The sequence below is a fragment of the Bradyrhizobium sp. BTAi1 genome, from assembly GCF_000015165.1.
Classification (GTDB): domain Bacteria; phylum Pseudomonadota; class Alphaproteobacteria; order Rhizobiales; family Xanthobacteraceae; genus Bradyrhizobium; species Bradyrhizobium denitrificans.
On record NC_009485.1, the window covers coordinates 7,194,828 to 7,215,323 of the forward strand.

At 65.4% G+C, this 20,496-nt stretch carries 17 protein-coding genes; 1 reads left to right on the forward strand and 16 read right to left on the reverse strand.

Going from position 1 to position 20,496, the window contains the following annotated elements; genetic code table 11:
• From BBTA_RS32160 to BBTA_RS32170, 3 genes are all read right to left on the reverse strand, one after another.
• Complete coding sequence (locus tag BBTA_RS32160) at positions 1-1,611, reverse strand: glycosyltransferase family 87 protein (RefSeq protein ID WP_049795426.1); 1,611 nt, start codon at positions 1,609-1,611, stop codon at positions 1-3.
• 92 nt (positions 1,612-1,703) lie between these two features.
• The gene (locus tag BBTA_RS32165; protein ID WP_012046692.1) at positions 1,704-2,378 is read right to left on the reverse strand and encodes a TetR/AcrR family transcriptional regulator; all 675 of its coding nucleotides are present in this window, start codon (positions 2,376-2,378) and stop codon (positions 1,704-1,706) included.
• Between the two features lie 160 nt (positions 2,379-2,538).
• Positions 2,539-3,765, reverse strand: a complete 1,227-nt coding sequence (locus tag BBTA_RS32170) for a glycosyltransferase family 87 protein (protein ID WP_012046693.1) — start codon at positions 3,763-3,765, stop codon at positions 2,539-2,541.
• Between the two features lie 181 nt (positions 3,766-3,946).
• Here BBTA_RS32170 and BBTA_RS32175 point away from each other — a divergent pair, with 181 nt between their 5' ends.
• The gene (locus tag BBTA_RS32175; RefSeq protein WP_012046694.1) at positions 3,947-5,152 is read left to right on the forward strand and encodes an acetylxylan esterase; all 1,206 of its coding nucleotides are present in this window, start codon (positions 3,947-3,949) and stop codon (positions 5,150-5,152) included.
• Positions 5,153-5,396: 244 nt separating this feature from the next.
• On the opposite strand, the gene ftsH is transcribed toward BBTA_RS32175, so the two are convergent.
• The 13 genes from ftsH to BBTA_RS32240 form a co-directional block, all read right to left on the reverse strand.
• Positions 5,397-7,313: an ATP-dependent zinc metalloprotease FtsH gene (ftsH, locus tag BBTA_RS32180; RefSeq protein WP_012046695.1), complete on the reverse strand. Its 1,917-nt coding sequence runs from the start codon at positions 7,311-7,313 to the stop codon at positions 5,397-5,399.
• Between the two features lie 235 nt (positions 7,314-7,548).
• On the reverse strand, positions 7,549-8,625 hold the full coding sequence (tilS, locus tag BBTA_RS32185) for a tRNA lysidine(34) synthetase TilS (RefSeq protein ID WP_012046696.1): 1,077 nt from the start codon (positions 8,623-8,625) through the stop codon (positions 7,549-7,551).
• Between the two features lie 159 nt (positions 8,626-8,784).
• Complete coding sequence (gene ybgF / locus BBTA_RS32190) at positions 8,785-9,831, reverse strand: tol-pal system protein YbgF (RefSeq protein ID WP_012046697.1); 1,047 nt, start codon at positions 9,829-9,831, stop codon at positions 8,785-8,787.
• A 171-nt stretch (positions 9,832-10,002) separates the two neighbouring features.
• Complete coding sequence (gene pal, locus BBTA_RS32195) at positions 10,003-10,497, reverse strand: peptidoglycan-associated lipoprotein Pal (RefSeq protein WP_041751034.1); 495 nt, start codon at positions 10,495-10,497, stop codon at positions 10,003-10,005.
• Positions 10,498-10,774: 277 nt separating this feature from the next.
• Positions 10,775-11,464, reverse strand: a complete 690-nt coding sequence (locus BBTA_RS32200; RefSeq protein ID WP_244424219.1) for a hypothetical protein — start codon at positions 11,462-11,464, stop codon at positions 10,775-10,777.
• Positions 11,465-11,773: 309 nt separating this feature from the next.
• Complete coding sequence (locus tag BBTA_RS32205) at positions 11,774-14,107, reverse strand: bifunctional diguanylate cyclase/phosphodiesterase (RefSeq protein ID WP_012046701.1); 2,334 nt, start codon at positions 14,105-14,107, stop codon at positions 11,774-11,776.
• 246 nt (positions 14,108-14,353) lie between these two features.
• A complete protein-coding gene (gene tolB, locus BBTA_RS32210; protein WP_049795427.1) occupies positions 14,354-15,712 on the reverse strand; it encodes a Tol-Pal system beta propeller repeat protein TolB in 1,359 nt (452 codons plus the stop codon).
• A gap of 38 nt (positions 15,713-15,750) precedes the next feature.
• Positions 15,751-16,761, reverse strand: coding sequence for a membrane protein TolA (locus tag BBTA_RS32215; protein WP_012046703.1), 1,011 nt, complete (start codon positions 16,759-16,761; stop codon positions 15,751-15,753).
• Positions 16,758-17,237: a biopolymer transporter ExbD gene (locus BBTA_RS32220; RefSeq protein ID WP_012046704.1), complete on the reverse strand. Its 480-nt coding sequence runs from the start codon at positions 17,235-17,237 to the stop codon at positions 16,758-16,760. Before BBTA_RS32220 ends, BBTA_RS32215 begins: the two co-directional genes overlap by 4 nt.
• A 39-nt stretch (positions 17,238-17,276) precedes the next feature.
• Positions 17,277-17,990, reverse strand: a complete 714-nt coding sequence (tolQ, locus tag BBTA_RS32225; RefSeq protein WP_012046705.1) for a protein TolQ — start codon at positions 17,988-17,990, stop codon at positions 17,277-17,279.
• 447 nt (positions 17,991-18,437) lie between these two features.
• Complete coding sequence (locus BBTA_RS32230) at positions 18,438-18,926, reverse strand: DUF2852 domain-containing protein (protein ID WP_012046706.1); 489 nt, start codon at positions 18,924-18,926, stop codon at positions 18,438-18,440.
• Between the two features lie 130 nt (positions 18,927-19,056).
• On the reverse strand, positions 19,057-19,776 hold the full coding sequence (locus BBTA_RS32235) for a TetR/AcrR family transcriptional regulator (protein ID WP_012046707.1): 720 nt from the start codon (positions 19,774-19,776) through the stop codon (positions 19,057-19,059).
• A 337-nt stretch (positions 19,777-20,113) separates the two neighbouring features.
• The gene (locus BBTA_RS32240) at positions 20,114-20,482 is read right to left on the reverse strand and encodes a hypothetical protein (RefSeq protein ID WP_012046708.1); all 369 of its coding nucleotides are present in this window, start codon (positions 20,480-20,482) and stop codon (positions 20,114-20,116) included.
• Between the last annotated feature and the right edge of the window lie 14 nt (positions 20,483-20,496).

The following is a 20,496-nucleotide window of genomic DNA, read 5'->3' on the forward strand; positions in this document are numbered from 1 at the left end:
TCAGTCGGCGCTCGTGCTCGGCCGCAATCCTGCCGTCGGCGCCGCGCGCCGCGTGGCCGCGACGACCGGACAGGCCGTGATGTCGGTGCCATCGGCGCCGGCGATGCGCTCGCAGCGCCGCGATCCGTCGATCGTGAGATCGTAATCGCCGAGCACGTCGAGCCGGGGCGGATTGTCCGCCGGGCTTTCCGAGTAATACAGCGCCCAAACGCCGCCGGGCAGCGGATCGGCCAGGCCAGCGCGAACCCTGCGGTCCAGCACGCCGCCCGGCACGATCGGGACCACCAGCTCGGACAGCTGATAGACGCGCGAGCCCGCCGGCAGGAACGAAGTGACATAGCCAAGCGGCTTCTGCAGCAGCAGGACCGTCGCCGGCTGCTGCAGCGTCTCCGCAAGCAGCGGCCGGTACGGGTCCGCCCACGGCCGCCGCATCCAGTCGGTCGGCTGCGACGCCAGCGCGATGACGAGCGCGACGCTGACGACGACAGCCTGCGCAGCGCGCGATGAGGCCGGTGGCGCCTCGCGCCAGGCCTCGATCAGCCGCAGCAACAGCAGCACGATCAGCGGCGCCGCAAGCAGCTCGAGCGGCATCAGATAGCGCTGGATCGAGAAGGCGAGCATCCACAGCACATAGCCGACCCAGAAGAAGGTGATCAGGCGGCGGTCGCGCAGCTGCAGCACTTCGCGCTTCTGCCACAGGCCCGTGACCACGAGCGCGGCCAGCAGCATGATGACGACGGCGAAGCGCGGATCACGGAACGGCCATTCCGACGACGGATGTCTGCCGACCACCCAGTAGAATGGATAGGCCAGCGCATCGAGCAGGCCCGCGGGCATGAAGCGCGTGTCGACGATCGAGATCTGCGGCGCCTCGGGCGAACGAAAGATCGTGTTGTAGAACGGATAAAGCGGACTGCCGAAATCACGCGCCATCTTCAGCGCCCACGGCCCTGCCGTCACGACGACGCCGATAGCGCTGGCCAGGCCGAAGGCGAGGACGGCACGCCATGGCCGGACCACGAGCAGCAGCGACACGCCGGCCGCGATCAGGAAGCTTGCATTGGTCAGCTTCAGCCCGGTCGCGGCACCGATCAGGACGCCGGCAGCGAGCAGATGCCGCATCGATGGCGTGTCGTCCTCGGCGCTGAACATCAGCGCGATCGCGGCGAGAATCGGCAAGGTCGTGAGAATATCCGCAAAGCTGGTGCCGACCTCGGACAGCGCCATCGGACTGAGCGCCGCGATGAGCAGCGCCGCCGCCAATGTCCAGATGTCGGCGGCACGGCCCAGCAACACGCGTGTCACCCAATACACGACAGCAAGGTTGAGCCCATGCAGGGCGCCGAGTGCGATGCCCCACCAGGGCGCGCCCAATCCATGCCGGACCATGTAAGGCAGCAGATAGATCAGCGGATTGAGGAAGCTCTGAAAGCCGCCCGGCGCCACGTCGACATCGAACCGGCCATGCACCAGCGCAAAGCCGGCATAGTCGTGATAGTTCTGCCAGTCCCAGTTGATGTCCTCGCCGGCCATATAGGCGTAGACGGCGCCAGCAGCGGCCGATCCGGCGATCACGAGCAGCATCACCGGATGTTTACGCACGATGGACATCGATTGACGACAACGCCTGGGGGTTGCGAGCTGCGGCGGCCGTCGCGGCGCCGCGCCCGACCATGGCGGCGACCCATGAATCCTTGCTTAAGCTAGGCGCCGACCAGGCTCTTGACCGGCAACACCGCCTGCACGACGAGGCCACGGGCGCGCGCGTCCATCACGCCCACCGCACGCAACGCCAGCAGGGTCACCGCCTGAACCGTGTCGCGAAGCTTCGCCGGATCGTCGAGATGGTCGGGCGCCAGTGGCCCGACCAGCGCCTCGTGCAGGGCACCGAGCAGCGCGGTGGCGGCGAGCTGGGTGTCCTGCGCCGGCAGATGTCCGGCGCGTACGGCGGCATCGATCCGCGAGGCGATCTCGCCGACGATGTCGCGGCGACTGGCCAGGCGGGAGGCGGTGACGTCGACATCGACCGGCTCGGCCAGGATGCCCCAGGCGAGCTTGCGCTGAGACAGCACATGGACGGCGACCGTGGACACCGCCGCCGCCAGCGCCGAGGACGGCCCGGGCGCGGCATCGGCCGCGCGGCGGACAGCCGCGAGCTCGTCGCGCGACACTTCGGCGATCAGCTCCGAGATCAGGTCGGCCTTGGAGGGGAAATAGCGATAGACCGTCCCGGCCGCGACATTGGCGCGGACCGCGACGGGTGCGATCTGGACAGCGGACATGCCGCCCTCGGCGGCGGTTTCACGCGCGGCCGCCAGAATGGCGCTGCGGCGCGCGGCCAGCCGCTTCACGACCTGGTGGGTTCGCCGGTAAACCATGACGCTTCTCGTCCCCGACGCGTGCCGTCCAGGCGATTCCTGGCGAACGCTGGTTCAGTGTTTTTGGAGGCTCGGCCTCGCAAATCTCAAGGAAGAACTGAACACCTGTTCAGAGCACAAGACAAGAGGGTTGTTGGTTCGGTCACCGGCGGGAAGGATGTCAGGCTGCGGACAGCACCGCGCCGGAGGGAGCCGGCTGCCGTCGCCACCATGCGCCAGCTCGCGCCAGCGCCAGCCCGCCGATGATCAGGTTGGCCGCCAGGCCGAGCGGGATGCCGGTCAGCATGAACGTGATCTGGAGCCCAGCGCTACAGCCGAGGGCCGGCAGCTCATAGCGCCGGAAACCGTCATGCAGGCCCATCCGCACCAGCCACGCCACCGCGATCGCCTGCACCATCATGTCGTACATGAACAGATAAGGCGTCGTGAGCAGCAGCCCGACCGCCAGGGCCGCGGCCTTGACCGCATAGCGCACCGGGCTTCGCCACATCACGACCAGCACCATTGCGATCGCCGCGGTGAGCACCCATTGCAGGGCCCAGGCGAGCGTCTCGGAGCCGCCCAGATAGCGCACCAGCGAGAACAAGCTTTGCAGCTTCCACCAGGTCGCCTTGCCCTCGGTGAGGAAGGCCTGGGAAAAGGCCGGCATCCAGTGAACGAAGGCCTGCCAGCTCTCAAGGCCGAAAGCGAGGAAGGACGCCAGCGCCAGAACCAGGGCGGTAGCGCTGGCCGAGACGAACGCGGTCCAGCGCTGGGTGGCGATCAGCAGGATCGGAAACAGCAGCCCGTATTGCGGCTTATAGGTCAGGAGGCCGAGGCAGATCCCGGCCAGCACCGGCCGCACCGGCAGCCAATACAGCGTGCCGCCGACGAGCGCAGCGGTGAGACATCCGTTCTGCCCAACCAGCGCATTCGAGAACAGCGCTGGGAAGCCGGCCGCGAGCAACAGGCCGAAACCGCGGCCGACGATCGCCCGCATCGCCAGCGCATAGGGAATGAAGCTCGCATAGACCCAGCCGGCAAAGGCCAAGGTGTAAGGCAATTGCGCGAGCAAGGCCGCAACGAACAGGAAGGGCGGCGGATAGTGCCAAGCGAAATAGCCTGGGAAGTCCTGCCGCAGCAGATCAAGCTCGATCTGACGCTGCACGTCCCAATCCCAGGCCAGGGCCGGATGGCCCTGCAACGCAAGCTTGCCGGCGGCCCAGACGTTGACGAAATCGGTCGGGATGCCGAGCCCGTCCGCGCCCCAGATCCAGACGCCGGAGAAGAGACCTGCGGGGAAGAACGCGGCATTGATACAGGCAAGCGCGAAGCACGCTGCGAACAGGCTCGCCGGAACGCCAGGACGCTGCGATGGGATCGCGGCGGCAACGGAATTGTCGGCCATCTGAACCTCACCCGCGCCAGCACGGGCGCACTCCTGATCAAGGCATAGGCCGCGAGGCTTGAAGAAGGCTTAAGCGCGGGGGCGCCGGCTGAGCTGGAGCGAGGCCGGCCGCACTGATTGTTTACGCGCGCGCTGTAGCACAGGGCTCCGATGCAACTGGCAGGCACCACGCAGGAGTCCCATGCCCATGATTCGAATGATCGTCGCCCTCGCGCTCTGCCTGATGTGGCCGGTGGCAAGCCTCGCCCAGGACAAGGGCGTGGTGCGCGTCACGTCCGACGTCTCCTACGAGTTTCTGGCGCGCTGGGACACCGACCGGCTGAACAAGATCCTGACCATCGACACGCCGAAATTCGCCGGCGTCACAGTCAGCTATACGCCAGCTGTCAACGCCGTCCGGCTTTATCGCATCACCTACGCGTCGGTCGTCCCCGAACGCGGCAACAAGCCGATCCGCGCCACGGGCCTGCTGGCCGTGCCCGAGATCACCGAGACCAGCCTGCCGATGGTGTCCTATCAGCACGGCACGGTGTACGGAAAACAGGAGGTGCCGTCGTTCCCGGAGCAGTCCCCCGAGACGCAGCTGATGATCGCGCAGTTCGCCGGGCAAGGCCATCTGCTGATCGGCGCCGACTATTTCGGCATGGGGACTTCGACCGAGCCTGAAGGCTACATGGTCAAGGCGAGCCACCAGCAGGCCACCTACGACATGCTGATCGCCAGCCGGGCCGTGCTCAACGATATGCATCTGACGCCCACCAGACTGTCCATCGCCGGCTGGTCGCAGGGGGGCTTCGTCACCATGGCGTTCCTCGAAAAGCTCGAAAGCGCCGGCGTGCCGGTCGCAGCAGCTGCGACCGCAAGCGCCCCCGTCGACGTGTTCGTCGCGCTCAACGGCTTCCTGAATTTCCCCCGCAGCAACGACGCGTCCTGGGTCAACTCGCTGTTCATCCTGTCGGCGTTTGCGTTCGAGAACTATTATGCGGTGCCGGGCCTCGCCCGCTCGGTGATCGCCGACACCTATTACGATGTCGCCCGCAAGGCCTATGAGCGGCAGCCTTTCAACGTCGCCGACATACCAACCGATCTGCACAAGCTGCTGAAGCCGGATTATTTCGACGCGCAATATTTCGCCGCCTCGAGCTATGGCCGCCTGGTCGCGCAGACCCAGGCCTATCGCTGGATCATCAAGTCGCCGGTGCGCAACTATTACGGCGAGAACGACGAGGCGATCTCGGTCGGCCTCGGCCGGCTGGCCATGACCTATCAGCAGGCGATCGGCGCCGGCAACGGCAAGGTCGAGGCGGTGTCGACCGGACCGACCACGCATCGCGGCACATTCGCCACCGCCGTTCCGCAATGGAAAGCCTGGTTCGACAAGCCGTGATCCGCGCGATGAGCAGCCGGACATGGCGACGCCCGGGCGTCATCATCGCCGGGGCAGCCGCCCGAGACTGACGGCGCGCAGACCCGATTGCGATGCCGCTCGGGAGTCGTCGGCTGACTTTCGCAAGCCGCAGTTGGACAGCAAGGGTCGCTGAAAACGAAAAGCCCGGCTGCAAAGCCGGGCTTGTCGATTCGGTCTCGTTAAAAAGGGGGGAAGTAATTCTGGTCCCCCCTCTTTGCCCGGATCAGGCCTGAGGCTGCGGCTCCAGGCCTGGATCGGGCCGCGGGCGGGGCTTGCCGGCCGGCGGCACGGCCGAGGCACGCGGCGTCGACGGCTCGATCGCAGATTCGCGGTTCGGCTTCTTGCCCTTGAGCAGGTCGAGGATCTCCTCGCCTGTCAGCGTCTCATATTCGAGCAGCGCCTGGGCGATCGCTTCCCAATCCTCACGCTTCTCGGTGATGATGCGGCGCGCCTCCTGCTCACCGGCCTCGATCAGGCCGCGAATCTCCGAGTCGATCAGGCGGGCGGTGTCATCCGAGATGTTGGTCGAGCGCGCCACCGAATGACCCAGGAAGACTTCCTGCTCATTGCTCTGGTAGCGGACGCGGCCGAGCTTGTCGGACATGCCCCATTCCATCACCATCGCGCGGGCGAGGTTGGTGGCCTGCTGGATGTCGCCGGTGGCGCCGTTGGTCACCTTCTCCGGACCGAACTTCTGCACCTCGGCCTCGCGGCCGCCGAACATCATCGCGAGCTTCGACACGCACCATTCGCGGGTGTGCGAGTGGCGATCCGCCTCCGGCAGCGACTGCACCATGCCGAGCGCGCGGCCGCGCGGAATGATGGTGGCCTTGTGGATCGGGTCGTGGCTCGGAACGTTGAGACCGACGATCGCATGGCCCGCCTCGTGATAGGCGGTCAGCATCTTCTCTTCCTCGGTCATCACCATCGAGCGGCGCTCGGCGCCCATCAGCACCTTGTCCTTCGCCTCTTCGAACTCGGCCTGCGTCACCATCCGCTTGTTGCGGCGGGCGGCGGTCAGCGCGGCCTCGTTGACGAGATTCATCAGGTCGGCGCCGGAGAAGCCGGGCGTGCCGCGGGCGATGGTCTTGAGGTTGACGTCCGGCGCCAGCGGCACCTTGCGGACATGGACCTTGAGGATCTGCTCGCGGCCGATGATGTCGGGGTTGGACACGACGACCTGGCGGTCGAAGCGGCCCGGACGCATCAGGGCCGGATCGAGCACGTCGGGACGGTTGGTGGCGGCGATCAGGATGACGCCCTCATTGGCCTCGAAGCCGTCCATCTCGACCAGCAACTGGTTGAGGGTCTGCTCGCGCTCATCATTGCCGCCGCCGAGGCCGGCGCCGCGATGGCGGCCGACGGCGTCGATTTCGTCGATGAAGATGATGCAGGGTGCGTTCTTCTTGGCCTGCTCGAACATGTCGCGGACACGGCTCGCGCCGACGCCGACGAACATCTCGACGAAGTCCGAACCGGAGATGGTGAAGAATGGCACATTGGCTTCGCCGGCCACGGCGCGCGCGATCAGCGTCTTACCGGTGCCGGGAGGGCCGACCAGCAGCACGCCGCGCGGGATGCGGCCACCGAGCCGCTGGAACTTGCCGGGGTCGCGCAGAAACTCGACGATCTCCTGCAGGTCCTGCTTGGCCTCGTCGACGCCGGCGACGTCCTCGAAGGTGACGCGGCCATGCGCTTCCGTCAGCATCTTGGCCCGTGACTTGCCGAAGCCCATTGCCTTGCCGGCGCCGCCCTGCATCTGGCGCGACAGGAAGATCCAGACGCCGATCAGCGCGATGAATGGCAGCCAGGACACCAGAAGCGACACGAACCACGGCACATTGTCGCCCGGCGGCTTGGCCGTGATCGAGACCTTGGCGTCATACAGGCGCTTGACCAGGTTCGGATCGCTCGGCGCGTAGGTCTGGAACGAGGAGCCGTTCTTGAAGGTGCCGTGGATCTCCGGCCCCTGGATCACGACGTCGCGCACATTGCCCTGGTCGACCTCGCTCAGCAGCTGCGAGAACGAGATGTCCTGGGACGACGCGCGTTGCCCTGGATTTTGGAAGAGTGTGAACAGCGCCAACAGCAACAGGACAATAATGACCCAAAGGGCGAAATTGCGCAGATTGGCGTTCATCGATTTTCCTTCGTGGTCGCGCGGATCGCGGCCGTTAGTCCTCGGACTCATCCCTGGGCAGCCACGAGGGAATCCCCCGGTCGACCGTCTCGTAATCTAGGTACCACTCGCAGCAATGCCAAGGGAACCAGACAGGACTATTTATCGCATCATAGCCTGATTCCCGCTCAAAAAATGGCGCCCGAAAGCGCCGCCGACGCAGGTGGTTAAGGGTCCGCGAAGGCGTCAGGCCGCATCATTCGCCGCGCCGTCGCCGAGGCGGCGCGGGCGAGATGCGGATGGCGTCCTTCGCCAGACTTACCAATGCACCGGCCAGGGTCTGTTTTAGCGTGCCGCGCTCGGCTGTACCACCATCTGTGATCCCCGCAAGAGTCCGGTCCAGCCGTTCCAGCAGCGCTTCGGCCTTGCCGAGTTCCACGGGGCCCTCGGTTCCAACCCGGTCAATGGCACGCATCAGCAGCCGCAGCCTGATTTCGGCTGGGAGTGCGGCAAAGGCGCGCGGGTCGAACATCTCCCCCTCGCCGCCCCGGCGCTTTGACGACCGGCCGGCCGCCAGCAGCGCGAGGTACCGTTCGGCGCCGTCGGCCATCAACTCGATGGCAGCATTGGCCCGCCGAGCCCGGTTGGCCAGCGTGGCGAGGGTGCGCGGGTCGGCCCCCTCCGCGGCGAGCGTCGGCATCAGCGCGCGCAGCCTTGGCCGGGTGAAGGCCGGGTCTCGATTGGTCGGATCATCCGCGAACGCAATTCCGGCGGAGCGCAGCGTGGCGAGGAGCCTCGCCTTCGACAGCGAAAGCAGCGGGCGCGCGAGCAGCAGGCCATCGCGCCGGCTGACGGGCGCCATCGCCGCCAGGCCGGCAATGCCGCTGCCGCGCAGCAGCCGCATCAGCACGGTCTCGGCCTGGTCGTCTCGGGTGTGGGCGGTCACGACATGGCTCGCCCCGGCCTGCTCGGCCGCGCGCGCCAGAAGCCGGTACCTCGCGATGCGAGCCGCTTCGGGAATTCCGGCTGCTGGCTTCTCGCCGCTCCAGCGCAGGGTCCGGTGCGTCAGGCCGAGCTGGCGCGCCAGTTGTTTGACCATCAGCGCTTCGCGCCGGGACTCCGGCCGCAAACCGTGATCGACGGTGACGGCGAGAAGACGCGGCCCCCCGGCGCGCGTTGCGCGCCAGCGCGCCGCCAGCCACATCAGCGCCATGGAATCCGGTCCGCCGGAGACGGCCAATGTGAGCACGCCGCTGTCGGCAAATGGCGCGAACAGGCGCTCCGCTTCGGCCGCGGAGATCGGAAGATGGTCTTCGGACTGTCCAGTCGACATCGCGCGCGAGACTAGATCATGATGCATTTCCGCGGAAACGCATCATGATCGTTCCTCCTGGTCTGAGCATGATCTTTTGGGAAAGCCAGTTTCCACTTTTCAAGATCATGCTCTAACGGCCTCACCGATCCGGCGCGAGGCCCTGCACGCCCGGAAGGATCAGCACTTCACCCGCTTCTGCTCACGATCGACGGTCGCCTTCACGCCGGCCGATGCGCGCGGATATTTGCGCGAGATCTCGCCGAAGGCGGCACAGGCAGCTTCCTTTTCCTTCAAGGCCGCCAGCGACTGGCCGAGGCGAAGCAGCGCATCCGGCGCCTTCGACGATTTGTCGTGCTTCGTCGTCACTGCCAGAAAGACCTCGGCGGCGTCGCGATATTGCTGCCGCTGGTAGAAGCTTTCGCCGAGCCAGTATTTGGCATCGCCGATCATCGGATCGTTCGGATATTTCTGCGTGAAGTTCCGCATCGTCTGCTCGGCGAGCGCATAATCGCGGCGCTGCATGTAGCCGATGCCGAGATCATATTCGTCACGCGGGGTCTGTGTCGGCGGGGCCGTATCGAGCCCACCCGGTGCGGCAGCCGCGGGTGGCGCCTGGTCGTAACGCCCGGTGCGGAGACTGGCGGCGTCACCTCCGGCCCGGCCGGTCGGCTGACCGCCCGCCTGAACCGGCAATTGTCCGCCGCCAAGCGCTTGCGGGGCGCCCGGCGCACTGGGGTTTTGGCTCGGGTCGAACGCATCGCCGCGCCGCCGGACGCCGGCTCCCGGCGCCGGCTGGTCCTGCGCGATCGGCGCGGGCGCAGCTTGCGGCTGCGCATAATTGGGCTGCGGCTGCGGCTGCGGATAGGCCTGTTGCGGCTGCGGCTGGCCATATTGCGGCTGACCGGCTTGCGGCTGGCCATAAGCGGGCTGGGAGGGCTGGCCGTAAGCCGGCGCGATCTGGGTCGGAGGCGCCGCACTCGGCTGTACCGCCGGCGCCGTCGGCTGCGCGCCGCTCTGCAGCTGACGCAGGCGCTCTTCCAGCTGGCGGTTGCGATATTGCAGTTCCTCGTTCTGACCGGTGAGCTGCCGGAGCTGATTTTCCAGCCGCTGAATCCGGATCTCCGGATCATCGTCGACCTGGGCGAAAGCTGGCGACGACAATGCCTGGTACGAGACAATCACGAGCGCTGCGATGGCCGCAGCGGCGCTCCTTGGAAGAAACATGAACGACATGCTGTCCTGACGACGGAATCCGGGAGACGGTGGAAATAGCCCGATGGGCGAGGCTGTACGTCAGAATTGAAATAGCGACAAATGACGATCAAGCGAAGACGAAAAGATGAAGCCGGCGTCGATGACCGACGCCGGCTTCATGAACGAGCTATCCGTTCAGCTTTATGAACTGGCGTTCAGCACCGTGACCGCACGGCGGTTCTGCGACCAGCAGGAGATATCGTTACAAACCGCGACCGGCCGCTCCTTGCCGTAGGAGATCGTGCGCATGCGACCCTGGTCGATGCCGCGCGAAACCAGGAAGTTGCGAACTGATTGCGCACGCCGGGCGCCCAGCGCGATGTTGTACTCGCGCGTGCCACGCTCGTCGGCATGGCCTTCGATCGTGAAGCTGTAACGCGGATAGGTCTGCAGCCACTGCGCCTGCTTCTCCAGGGTCGCGATCGCCTGGGGCGTCAGATCGGTCTGGTCGCTTTCGAAGAAGACGCGGTCGCCCACGTTCACGACGAAGTCCTGCTGGCTGCCCGGCGTGGCAGCGCTGGCCATCGCGCCATCGGCCCCGGTGAGATTCTTGTTGGCACACGCGCCCATCGACAGCGCGACCGCGAGCACGGCGGCCAACTTCAATCCCTGGAGGATACGCATCTGATATTTCATTCCCGGAGCCTCCACGCTCACGTTCTAGACTGCCATCCGGTCTACAGGGCGATGGTTAAGCGAACGTTCCGTCAACCTTGATGGGGTCTTGCCGAACCCGGTCAAATGCTAACGAAACCCGAAAAAGCGACCGCGATGGTTAATGGGTTGTAAATGTGGCGCCAGGGTGAAGGCAAGCGGGGACGCGCCCGCATCGGGGCGCTTTTTCGCTGATATCCGATAACATCTCCGAACGATCCGGTCCCGCCGGCAACCTCTGAGATCAGCGGGGTCGGGATCAACCGGCTTTGGCGACCGCCTGAATCCTGAACGAATCAGTGAAGGCGTCGGGCGTCGCGCGATCGAACAGCATGCGCCGTTCGAACACGGTCGAGTGCAGGAACGGATAGCGCGCCAGAACCCTGTCACGCACGCTCGGCAGATGCGACGCCATCAGTCCGACCGGCTTCACGAGGCCCGGGAACAGGCGCGGCGGGCCCCACGTCTCATGCAGGAAAACGCGATGATAGAAGGCCTGGTGCTCGGGACGCACCATGGCGAGGCCATAGTCGGCATCGAAATGCACGCCGGCCATCGACCCGAGGCGCACCGTCACGTAAGGCAGAGCCGTCCAGGACCTCGCTTTGTCGGGGTCCGCCACGAACCGCGTCGAGTCGACGAAAACCAGCCCCTCATCCAGCTTGGGATGGAGAACGTCGCCGAACACGTCGACCGAGGGCGACTTGCGCCAGGCGGGCGTGGCGATGTGGATGCGGATCGAGCTGCACAAATGCCCGTCCACATAGACCCCGAAGATCCAGCAGTTCGGCAGATCGTCATAATGATCGAAGACGCGCTCGTCTGGAGCGGGTGAGACGGCCCCTTCCCGCAGATAGGCCCTGTAGCGCAGACGATAGATCTCGTCTTTCTCCTCCGCCGTCCGCGCCAGTCGATAATCGACACGGTCGAGCAGGTCCAAACCTCGCATGCTCGCTGCGCTATTCGCGTCCGCAGCCCCCATTACCAACCCCACTTCACACAACTTTTACGAGCTATCTCAACCTTAACAGCTCGTTAAAATCGGCGCAAAACATTCGCTGGTAGAGGGTTAACGCCGCATCGAATCCACAATGCCGATCATGGCTTATTGGGAAAAGCGCCCCCGGACAGCGTTCGTTTTGAGCATCTACCCAGCATTTCAGCGAGAAATCGCACCTCACATGAAATGCCGCCGCACGCCCCACCACCACGTGCAGTTGTGCCATCTTGGCACGGGTTCGCGTCGATGGCGCGGCGATCAGGCGATCGAGCGGATTCCGTTAAGGGGAGTGATCGCCTCGTCGGTCATTCGCCGGCCATGCGAGGCGTTCAGGAGCTGGCGGATGCGTATGGCAGGCACGGGGCGGCTGAACAGATAGCCTTGCGCCTCGGTCACCGTGCCATCGGCACTGACCAGCTCGAGCTGCTCGTTGGTTTCGATGCCCTCGACCACAACCGACATGCCGAGATCGGCAGACAGCCGGGCGACACCGCGCAGCAAGGTCAACGGGCGGTCGGTATCGATGCCCTCGAGGAAGGAGCGATCGATCTTCACCTTCTCGAGCGGGAAATTATGCAGATAGCTGAGGCTCGAATAGCCGGTGCCGAAATCGTCCAGCGAGATCCGGACGCCGAGCATGTGCAGCTGCGACAGCACATCATGGGTCAGCTGGGTGTTGCGCAACAGCGAGGATTCGGTGATCTCGATCTCGAGGCGATGCGGCGGGAGGCCGGAGACTTCGAGGGCGTAGCGGACCTCGCTCAGGACGTCGCGCTGATGGAACTGCTGCGGAGAGAAGTTGACGGCGACGCTGACGGCGTCCGGCCACTTCATGCATTCGAGGCAGGCCTTGCGCAGGATCCACCGGCCGAGATCCACGATCAGGCCCATGTCTTCCGCGACGGGAATGATGTCGACCGGAGACACGGTCCCGCGCACCGGATGGTTCCAGCGCAGCAGCGCCTCGCAGGTCGAGATCTTGCCGGATTTGAGATTGACCAGCGGCTGATAGAACAGCTCGAATTCCTCGTTGGCCAGCGCCTTGCGCAGGTCGAGCTCGAGGATGCGGCGCGCCTCCACGGTCTGGGCCAGCTCGTCGCGGAAGAAGCAGAACGTGCCGCGTCCTTCGGCCTTGGCGCGATAGAGCGCCATGTCGGCGTTCTTCAGCAGCGTATCGGCGCTGATCCCCGGCGCGGTCATGGCGATGCCGACGCTGGCGCCGATCTCGACCAGATGATTGTCGATCTTGTAGCGCTCGCTCAGCTGGTCGACGATGCGCCGCGCCAACACCGCGGCGTCGTCATTGGAGCGGATGTTGCGCTGGAATACCACGAACTCATCGCCGCCGAAGCGGGCGACGAAATCCTCCGGCCGCAGCATGTCACGCAGCCGCTCGGACACGGCGCAGAGCAGCTGATCGCCGCAGGGGTGGCCGAGCGTGTCGTTGACCTGTTTGAAGCGATCGAGGTCGACGAACAGCAGCGCCGAGAGCTCACCCTGGCGCGGCGGGATTCTCAGCAGCCGCTCGATTTCGTCGCGGAAGCTGACGCGGTTGGGCAGCGTCGTGAGCTCGTCATAGCGGGCGAGATGCGAGATCCGCGCCTCCGCATGGCGGCGCTCCGTGATGTCTTCGAGCAGCACCACGGCGCCGCCATCCGCCATCGGCTGGAACGTCCAGGACAGCGACCGGTCACGCATGATGTCCGGATCGCTGGTGATGATATTGTGGGTCTTGGTGTTCTCGATCTCCGACAGGATCAGCCTGCCGCTGGCGGCCGAAATCGATCCGGAGAGCACGCAGGCATTGATGATATCGGCGGCGGTGCCGCCGGACTGCAGGATGTCCTCCGGCAGGCTCATCATCTCGCCGAACCGGTGATTCATGACGGCAAGACGCCCGTCCGGGCGAAACATGCAGAGGCCATGCGGCATGTTGTTCAGCGCAGTATCGAACTGGTTGGCCAGCGCCGCCTCGCGGTCGCGGGCGGTCAGCGCATCGACGAAGATCTTTTGCAGGTTCTTGGTGATCTCGCGCAGCGCAAACAGGAATCCGGCGGCGACGAACGCCAGGCCGATATAGTAGATCGTGCCGTGGAGGATCAGTGCGATCGACGTGATGCCGAAGGACAATGCGATCTGGAGATGGTAGATCCAGGGCCTTCCGAAGGTCCGGCCGACACCGCCCGCGATGTAGCCGACGGTGACCACGATCGAGATCATGTGGACGACAGTATCGGTCGTCGCCAGCAGGCCGACGGCGCACCACAGGCCGAGCGCAGCCGCGTAGAGAATGGCGCCGAACTGATAGCGCATCTCCCACTTCTGCGCCAAAGCGGGCGTTGAATGAAGCCGGCCGACGCGGTAGCAGTACATGTCGAACGTGCGCCATCCGCCGCTGAGGACGAGCAGCCCGACGCAGCACCAGAGCGATGTCAGCCCTGTCTTGGTCGCGGTGAGCGCAGCGGCCATCGCGACGAGGGCCGCACCCGCGCCCAGCGACTGCGGATTCTGGAATAGCGAATCGACCAGGGCAGCATTGATTGACGACTGCAATCGCTGGTCGATTTCATCGCTCTGCTTGATGACCTGCATTCGTGGCACGCGTCCTGTTCGGCGCGTACTATTACCGTTTGCAGGTGAAGCCTTTCTGAGCGAACATCGTTAGCGAACCCTTGCCACAGCCGCGAAGAGCCTGAATTCGCGTGGGAATTCAGCAAACTAGGCAAACCTTACCCAGGTCCTGCAACGGCTGGTTCTATTTTCTCCCGGAACACGCGACGCGCGACTCCTCGGATCCGGTATACCAGGACGTGAGCAGGTCGCAATGACCACCCGAATTTAGGACAGAAGCGGCGACCATGCCGGGTCCGACGCGTAGCCGGGGCTCGGCACCTTCTGCTCGAAACGGCCTGAGACGTCGATCGTGTAGAGCGACGGGCCGGCAGTCCCGCCGGGATCGCGGAAGAACATCAGCACGCGCCCATTCGGCGAGAAGGTCGGCCCCTCATTGTGGAAGCCTGACGTGAGGATGCGCTCGCCCGAGCCGTCGGTCTTCATGATGCCGATCGCGAATTGGCCGCCGCCCTGCTTGGTGAAGGCGATGTAGTCGCCGCGCGGCGACCAGACCGGCGTCGAATAGCTGCCCTCGCCGAACGAGATGCGCTGCGCGCCGCCGCCATTGGCCGGCATCACATAGATCTGCGGCTTGCCGCCGCGATCGCTTTCGAAACAGATCTGATTGCCGTCCGGCGAGTAGCATGGCGAGGTGTCGATCGCCGGCGTGTCGGTGAGCCGCGTGGTCGTGCGCGAGCGCAGATCCATCACAAACAGATTGGAGTTGCCGCCCTGCTGCAAGCTCAGGATGATGCGTTGGCCGTCGGGCGAGAAGCGCGGCGAGAACGACATGCCCGGGAAATTGCCGACGATCTCGCGCTGACCGGTCTCGATGTTCAACAGATAGACCTTCGGGTCGCCCTGCCCGAACTCCATATAGGTGATTTCCTGGCTCGACGGCGAGAAGCGCGGCGTCAGCACGAGATCGGCGCCGCGGGTCAGATAGCGCACATTGGCGCCGTCCTGGTCCATCAGCGCCAGCCGCTTGACGCGGCGCTCCGACGGGCCGCTCTCGTCGACGAACACGACGCGGCTGTCGAAATAGCCCTTTTCGCCGGTCATCTGCGAATAGATCTGGTCGGAGATGATGTGGGCGATGCGCCGCCAATATTCGGGAGCCGTTACATATTGCTGGCCGGTGAGCTGCTGGCCCGAATTCGGGTCCCACAGCCGGAACTCGGCCTTGAGCCGCCCATCTGGCTGTCGCGTCGCGCGGCCGGTCACGAGCCCCTGCAGAGCGAGCGGCCTCCAGCTGGCGAATTGCGGCGGGGCCTCGAAATTGGCGATGCGCTCGGGAAACGCAGCCGGATCGACGGGCGCGAACAAACCACTGCGCTTGAGATTGTTGGTGATCACCTGCGAGATGCCGTTGCCGACATCGGCATCGCCAGCGCCGCCCGGTACGAAGGGCGGAATCGCGATCGGAATGGGCGCAAATTCGCCCGGCAGGATCGGCACCCGTTTTTGCGCCAAAGCAGAACGCATCGAACCCATTCCGGCCGCGCCAAGCGCGACCGCCCCCGCGATCAGCTGGCGGCGGGTCGGCGAAACGAGCGCGCGGCGCAGTCCGGATGGATCATGCATATCGTGAATTTGCTTCATGAGGGCAACCATAGACCTCGTTATGTCCGCCGTGCGTCGTCGTTGAACACTGGCTGGAAATAGCTCCAATCGTCGTAGAGCTTGGGCGGCAGATTATAGGGCTGGCACGCAATAATCGCGCGCTGAGCACTGTCGCGATAGGCCCGCAGAAACGGCGTATCGGCGGCTCCGACGGGAACGGGTGGGCCGTCCAGGGTGCCGTCACGTCGCAGCCTGACATTGAAGGCGACGACGGGATTGGCATCGACCCCCGAATAAGGCGGCTTCCAGCATCGATTGACCTGCTGCTGGAACAACGCCACCCAGCTCGCCGAATTGTCCGCCGCCGCGCCGCGCGCCGAGCCCAGCGCCGCATTGGCATTGAGCTCGGCCCCGGTCACGGCCTGCCGCGTCGGGTCCTTCTGATTGATCAGGCTCGCCATCTTCTCGGCGTCGAACTTGCGTTCGCTCTTGTGCTTCGGCGGTTCCGGCGTCGCCGCAGCCGCCTGCTGCGGCTTCGGCGGCTGCTTCGGCTTGTCCTTGTTCAGCACGCTCGCGATCTGATCCGGATTGAACGGGTCCGGCTTCTTCTCCTCCGGCTTGGGTTTCTCGGCCGGCGCTGGTTTCGGCGGCTCGGGCTTCTTCTCGGCCACCGGCTTCGGCGTGTCCGGCTGCTTCTCGACCGGCTTCGGCGGATCGGGCTTCTTCTCGAGCGGCTTCTCGGGCTTGGGTTGCGGCGTCGGCGCGGCGTCGGTCTCGGTGACCGGCTTGGGATCGACCTTGCCGACGATGTCCTCGGTCGGCTTCTTCTCGCCGATCTTGTCGGCGAGGAGTTTTGCGACCTCCTTCTTGCCGGTCAGCGCACCGGCCTTGGCCTTGGAGGTGTTGTCCTCCGAGATCACATCGACCGGAACCAGATCCTCCGGCGGCGCCACCATCGAGCGCGCGGAGAAGCTGAACAGACCCCAGCCCAGCACGAGCACGTGCAAGGTCACGGACAGCACCGTGCCCTTGCGCGCGCGAACGAACCGGGTGAGGTCTGAGACCGTCATGAGCCCTGTTCCGGCAGCACGACGATGCTGGCCCGATAGCCGGCGTCGCGCGCCAGCCCCAGCACCTTCATCATATCGGAATAGCAGGCGTCGCGATCACCGCGAATCTTGACGACATTGTCGCCGCCGCCAGCGCCGGCTTCCTTCATCGCCTTGATCTTCGGTCCGAGCTCGTTGATCCCGATCTGCGTCTCGCCGAGATAGACGTCGACCTTGGAGGCGCAGCCGCCGCCGGTCTTCTTGACGGTCACCTCGAGCGGCGGCTTGGCGTCCGCGGTCGAAGCCGAGCCGCCTTGCGCCTGCGGCAGGTCAACTTGGATATTCACGGTGAGCAGCGGCGCGGCGACCATGAAGATGATCAGCAGCACCAGCATGACGTCGACCATCGGCGTGACGTTGATCTCCGCCATCACCGGTGCCTTGCGCCGTCCGCGACGGCCACCGCCGCCGGACGCGCTTCCCATGCTCATGCCCATCGTCTGGTACTCACCATCCGGACGCCACTATACCTGCCCTCATCCCCGCTCGTCGATCTGACGGGACAGGATGGCGGAAAATTCATCTGCGAAGCCTTCCAGCCGCTGCGCCTGCCGATTCACCTCGGAGGTGAATTTGTTGTAGAAAATCGTTGCCGGAATGGCCGCGATCAGGCCGATCGCCGTGGCAAACAGCGCCTCGGCAATGCCGGGCGCCACGACGGCGAGCGAGGTATTCTTCGACGCCGCGATCGACTGGAAGCTCGACATGATGCCCCAGACGGTGCCGAACAGACCGACGAACGGGCCCGCGGAGCCCACGGTGGCGAGCACCAGAAGCCGGCGTTCCAGCCGTTCCACCTCGCGCGCGATCGACACGTTCATGACCTTCTCGATGCGCATCTGCAGGCCGGCGAACGAGCGCGCATGACCTTCGAAGGAGCGCTTCCATTCGCGCATCGCCGCGACGAAGCAGGCTGCCATCGATTGCGTCGGCTTGGCGGAGAGCGCCCGATACAGTTCCTCGATCGACTCGCCGGACCAGAAGGCCTGCTCGAACCGGTCCATCGAACGGCGCGTGCGCGAATACAGAAACAGCTTGTCGATCGCGATCGCCCAGACCCAGACCGAGCAGGTGATGAGACCGAGCATGACGCCCTTGACCACCCAATGCGCCTGCCAGAACAGCGCGATCAGGGAGACGTCGCCGGAAACGACCGGAAGGGCGGCCGGAGCCACGTCAGCCGGATTCATTGGCAATATCCTCTCAAACATCCCGGCGGTCCGGGACCCATGCAGCCGCCGTTGCACGGCGGACGCCGTCGCGGCGGAAGCGCCTGCGCGAGAAAGCCCGATCCTGATCGCTTTAAGAGGCCCGCCGAAGCCATCAGCGGCCTGCTTCCTCTGCCAACGTGTCAAAACAAGGGCTCTCGGCGCGCGTAAGCGCCCCTTAACCAAACCCCCATCGGGGTTAAGGCGGGGTTACCGCGGAGAATTGCGGAGGTCAAAGGCCCAGCCCAGCCAGCCAGATAGAGCCTTTGTGATCAGACCCCGGCCAATCGGGGGCGCGATCGGCCAGCGGCGACCTGCCGCAGCAAGAGGTATCGGGAGACGCAAAACGCCCGCCGGCAGGAACCGCGGCGGGCGTCTTGAGCCGATTTTGGGTCAGGGCTGGGGCTGAAGGCCCTGCGGATCAGCCGATCAGGTCTGCGGCGGCTGCTCGTTCGGCGGAGTCGGACGCGGCTTGTGCTGGGCCATGAAGGCGTCGAACTCCTCCTTGTCCTTGGCGTGGCGCAGCCGCGTCAGGAAGTCGCGGAACTCCTGCTGCTCCTCTTCCAGCCGGCGCAGCGTCTCCATACGGTATTCATCGAAGGCACGGTTGCCGCTCGAGGCCGGCTGCGAAAAGCCGAAGCCGAACCCGCGGCGCTCCATCTTGTCGCGCATGCGGTCCATCTTCCACTGCATCCGCTCCATCTTGTTCTGCCAGCGATCCCCGCCGTTCCAGCACGCCATCTTTCTGCTCCCGAGTGTGAAAAAGAGAAGGGCAAGTCCGATCGGCCACCAGATGATGAAGCCGAGCACGGTCACGGCGATCCAGCCGGGATGCCAGGGCGACTCCAGCATATGGGGCCGGTACCTCTGCTCCTCCTCCGAACCGCGCCATCGATTGACATCTGCGGTGTAGGCCATCTCCCTCTCCATTCGCGGCGCCATGCCGCGTGAATGTAAATAACATTTACATAGCTAGCTCAACCCGCGATTTTGTCAAGGCGGCCGCCTGACGCGGCGCTCGAATTAATTTTAGGCGGACCTTTGAACCTTATTTGGACCGGCCCCACGGCCCGGCCGGCTTGTCGTCGTCCGGCAGCGGCGGCGGCTCGGCTGCGGAGGCCGGCCGGCGGTCGGTGGTGAAGCCGAGCCCACGCAGATAGATCAGCACCTCGGCCTCCAGCAGCTCTTCCGGCGACATCGGCAGCTTGCGCCGGGCCGCATCACCGCGCGCAAACAGCGAGGCGACGCCATGCGACATCGACCAGATGTGCAGCGCCATCATCAGCGCCGGCGGCCGCGGCACATTTGGCGGCGCCAGCGCCGCGAGCCGCTCGGCGGCAGCGCGAATGACGCCGAATGCACGCTCGCCGGCCGCCAGCAGCCCGGCCGTTGAGTCCGCCGCCACGCCGGATTCGAACATCGCCGAGTAGAATGCGGGCTCGGTCCGGGCGAAGGCGAGATAGGCCTTGCCGACCCGCTCGAACGCGGTGACCGTATCCGGGCGACCATCGTCCCAGGCCGCCGCGAGTTGGGCTTCGAACTGCTCGAAGCCGCGCTGGGCGATGCTGGACAGCAGTTCGTCACGGTCGCGGAAGTGACGGTATGGCGCGGCCGGGCTGACGCCGGCCATGCGGGCGGCATCGGCGAAGGTGAAGCCGGCGGCGCCCTTTTGCGCAATCAGGTCGAGCGCCGCCTGCAGCAGCGCCTCCTTGAGGTTGCCGTGATGATAGCCGCGCTCGGCGCGGCGCTCTTCCTTGCGCCAGCTCATGTGAAGGGCTTTTACATGAGCCGGTGCGAAAGAGGCCAGAGGCTTTTGGGAATAGAGGGTCGCTCCCAAGCCAAGGTGCAGGTCGACCCTCCCCTTGAGGGGGAGGGTCGATCGCCCGCGCAGCGGGCGAGCGGGGTGGGGTGAGCCCCGGGGGAGGTCGGCATGGCGTTGCGTAGACGGCTGCAGAGAGTGACCCGTAGAACCTCAGCATCGAGCATGCCGATAGTCTGTCACCCCACCCCGGCTCGCATCCGCTGCGCGGATTCGAGCCGACCCTCCCCCTCCAGGGGAGGGGGGCACCGGGACCCACCGCTGCCTGCTCGCAAAGGCGCGGGGCCTAACCACCCGGGATCGGCAGCACCGGCATGATCTCGACGCGCTCGCCGGGGAAGATGGTAAAATGCGGGTGGTTCACGAACATCTTCGCCGCATCCTCGTGCGAGGCAGCCCTCACCACCGTGAATGCGCCCATCTCGTTGGCGATGTCGTTGACGCCGCCCTTGTCGACCCGCTTGGTCTTGCCGAGCGGCCCGCCCATCGCGACAACAGCGTCCTTGTATTTCTCGACCCAGGCGTGCCAGGCGGCCATGCCTTGCTGGCCCTTCGCATGGCGCTCCGACTCGGACATCGCCTCCCAGGCCTGCCACGCGGGGCTGGTCCGACTACCGAGAAACATGGCGAGATAGGTGTTGCTGTTGTCGCTCATCGCACTTTCCTTCT